Source organism: Micromonospora foliorum, assembly GCF_022229015.1.
Lineage (GTDB): Bacteria > Actinomycetota > Actinomycetes > Mycobacteriales > Micromonosporaceae > Micromonospora > Micromonospora foliorum.
This window is the reverse complement of the sequence record NZ_JAKKFF010000035.1, coordinates 1-3,315: the sequence shown is the minus strand read 5'-3', so window position 1 is coordinate 3,315 and position 3,315 is coordinate 1. Positions and strand designations below refer to the sequence as shown.

The window sequence follows — 3,315 nt, the reverse complement described above, 5'->3', positions numbered from 1 at the left end:
GGGCCGGGGCGGCACCCGACGGCTCCGGGCCGAGCCCGACCGCGGTGACCAGCGGGGCGGTCACGGTGCCCAGCGTGGCCAGCTTGACGACCTCACCCGGCCCGCCCGTCGCGCCGAGCAGCGCGAGGGTCTCGGTCAGCTTGCCGTCGAACGCGGCCGCGATGCTCTCCGCGCCGCTGGCGAGCAGCAGGGTGCCGGCGAGGCCGCTGGTGGCGCCCTGCTCTCCGGTCTGGCTGTGCACGCCGATCACGATCGCGTCGACGGCGAGCTCGGCCGGGTCGGTGTCGACCAGGCTCAGGTTGGTGGTGCGGGGTGAAGTCACTGAAGCTACTCCGGGCGGGCCGGGCCGGTCGCGGCGTCGCGTACCAGCGGTGAAGGTCTCCGGCGGAACCTACCTGCCGGACGTCATGGCTGTCCCGCCGACAGCGCCAGCGGGCTCCGCCGATGCTAACCAGCGACGTTGCCCCCGGTAAGTTGCCACCCATGACCGACGTGACCTCCGACGCCGCCGCGACCCGGCTGCGCCGTTCCCCGCTGCACGAGCGGCACACCGCCGCCGGAGCCAAGTTCGCCCCCTTCGGGGGCTGGGAGATGCCGCTGGAGTACGCCGGCGGCGGGGTGATCAAGGAGCACACCGCGGTGCGTACGGCGGTCGGGGTCTTCGACGTGTCACACCTGGGCAAGGCCCGGGTGAGCGGCCCCGGCGCGGCCGACTTCGTCAACTCCTGCCTCAGCAACGACCTGGGCCGGATCGGCCCGGGCCGGGCGCAGTACACGCTCTGCTGTGATGACGCCACCGGCGGCGTGGTGGACGACATCATCGCCTACCTCTACGCCGACGACCACGTCTTCCTCATCCCGAACGCGGCGAACACCGCCGAGGTGGTGCGCCGGTTGCGCGCCGCCGCGCCCGCGCAGGTGACCGTCACCGACGAGCACGAGGCGTACGCGGTGCTGGCCGTGCAGGGCCCCCGCTCGGCCGAGTTGCTGGCCGCCCTGGACCTGCCCACCGAGCACGGCTACATGAGCTTCTCCGCCGCCAGCCTGGCCGGAGTGGAGCTGACCGTCTGCCGTACCGGCTACACGGGCGAGCTGGGCTACGAACTGGTGGTGCCGGCGGAGCACGCGGTCGCCGTCTGGGACGCGCTCTTCGTCGCCGGCGCGGCGTTCGAGCTGCGTGCCTGCGGGCTGGCCGCCCGGGACACGCTGCGAACCGAGATGGGCTACCCGCTGCACGGGCAGGACCTCTCCCTGGACATCAGCCCGGTGCAGGCCCGCTCCGGCTGGGCCGTCGGCTGGGACAAGCCGGCCTTCTGGGGCCGCGACGCGCTGCTTGCCGAGAAGGCCGCCGGCCCCCGGCGTACGCTGCGCGGCCTGGTGGCCGTCGACCGGGCCATCCCGCGGCCCGGCATGACCCTGCACGTGGGCGACACCCGGGTCGGCACCGTGACCAGCGGCACCTTCTCGCCAACCCGCAAACAGGGCATCGCGCTGGCCCTGCTGAACACCGACGCCAACCTCGCGGATGGCGACGAGGTAGAGATCGACATCCGAGGCCGCCGAGCCCCCCTGAAGCTGACGAAACCCCCCTTCGTAACCCCCTCAGTGAAGTAACCCCACCCCCAGCCCCTCGCCCACCCCGCCCTGCCCCTCGTCCCGGTGATCAAGAGGTTTGCGTCATGTTCGGACGAGATTCTGACGCAAACCTCTTGATCAACTAGGGCGGGAGGTCAGGGGTCAGCGGGTGGGGGTTGGGGGTTCTCCTGAGTCCAGGACTGCTTGGGTCCAGCCGCCTTCTATGACGCCTGTCGCGTCCAGGACGGCCCAGTCGACCACGTCGGACGTCTCCACGACGACCGGGGCGCCGATGCGGACGCTCTGGTCGGTGTTGGCGTCGCTGGCGCTCACGCCGACGATGCGCTCCGGGGTCTCCCACGAGGTGACGCCCGCCCAGACGTACTCCGGGCCGTCGTCTCCGGGCAGGCCGTACTTCACCACCAGCTGCGACTCGGCGGGGAGCTGGCCGGCGACGAACCGGGCCCGCGCGTCACCCAGCGCGGCTCGGGCGGTGGCGACCGCACGGCTCATCGCGTCACCGGATCGGGCGTAGCGCACGTCCGGCTGGATCCCGGAGAACAGGGTCGCGCAGGCGGCGGCGTAGTAGCGCCCGTCCGGCCCGGGGTGCCCGGCCGGCGGGCGCAGACTGAGGAACGAGTCGGCCTCCGGGTCGGTCGCCGGGTCCAGTTCGAGGCGGAGCAGCACCGGGGCGGTGGCGCCGTGCTGCTCCGGGTTGCCGTACGCCACCGCGATGTCGTGCCCGGTGACCGTGGCGAGCACCGGCAGTTGCACGAACGCCGGCACCTCCTCGCCGGTGAGCCCGTCGGTCCAGTCCCGCAGCAGTCGGCGGGCCGCCCCGGTCATCACCGCACCCCAGGCGCGGGTGAGGTGGTCGGGCACCCCCTGGGTCTGCAACTCCAGCAGACCGAAGCGGCGTAGCCCCTTGGTGGTGAACCACAGGCCCTCGGTGTCCGACGAATACGGCACCAGCACCCAGTCGACAAGTCGGACGCGGCCCTGCTCGTCGGGGAGGGAGCGCAGCGCGGTCGCCGGGTCGAGGAACTGGAGGCCGAAGACGTCCACCACGTCGCTGTCGACAGACTCTGCCACGGCGGCCGCGACCGCCCGGGCGGCCCACTCGTGCGCGGGCGGCCAACCGGGCCGGTACTCGGCCTGTACGACCACCAGGTGCGTCGCCGCCGCCAGCCGGGCCAGCTGCTCCTTGGTGGCGCCGAACGCGGTGAGCAGGTCCGGCGGCAGCTCGGGGAACTCGGAGATCGGCCGGGTGTCGACGCTCATCAGCGGGCTGTCGAGCATCTGCCGGGCCAGCCCGTGCACCGGCTCGGCCAGCCGGCCGGTCAGGGCCGCCACCGCGGTCTTCGCACTGACCTTCGGTAGCCCCGCCATCGGCACCAGGTAGGTCGCGCTGAGCGACTCCGGCACCGGTACGGGCAGGAAGTCGTCCGTGATGAGCATTGTGGGATCCCCCGGTGGCCGCGCCGGTGTTGTCGAGCCGAACGCTACCCGGCCCGCCGGGCCCGGTTCAGCCGGACAGCACCAGACCCAGGTAGACCAGCGTGGTGACCACCTCGACGGTGGCGCCGAGGACGTCGCCGGTGATCCCGCCGAGCCGGCGTACCACGTGGCTGAGCAGCGGTAGCGCGACGGCGACCGCGGCGACGACGGCCAGCGGCCCCTGCCACGGACGGCCCGGCACCGCGGGCACCGCCAGCAGCACGACGGCGACCGCGCCGGCGG

The 3,315-nt window shown here is 73.2% G+C and carries 4 protein-coding genes; 1 reads left to right on the top strand and 3 read right to left on the bottom strand.

Annotated features, from left to right (window positions below):
- The coding region (locus PSH25_RS03775) for a M17 family peptidase N-terminal domain-containing protein (RefSeq protein ID WP_308193615.1) at positions 1-322 on the bottom strand (322 nt) is incomplete at its 3' end.
- A gap of 161 nt (positions 323-483) precedes the next feature.
- Between PSH25_RS03775 and gcvT the strand changes: the two genes are divergently transcribed.
- On the top strand, positions 484-1,614 hold the full coding sequence (gene gcvT, locus PSH25_RS03770) for a glycine cleavage system aminomethyltransferase GcvT (protein ID WP_238657669.1): 1,131 nt from the start codon (positions 484-486) through the stop codon (positions 1,612-1,614).
- A 123-nt stretch (positions 1,615-1,737) separates the two neighbouring features.
- Here the strand turns inward: gcvT and PSH25_RS03765 are convergent, their stop codons facing one another.
- Positions 1,738-3,033, bottom strand: a complete 1,296-nt coding sequence (locus tag PSH25_RS03765) for a DUF2314 domain-containing protein (RefSeq protein WP_238657668.1) — start codon at positions 3,031-3,033, stop codon at positions 1,738-1,740.
- Between the two features lie 67 nt (positions 3,034-3,100).
- A partial coding sequence (locus tag PSH25_RS03760) for an adenosylcobinamide-GDP ribazoletransferase (RefSeq protein ID WP_238657667.1) occupies positions 3,101-3,315 on the bottom strand: 215 nt, incomplete at its 5' end.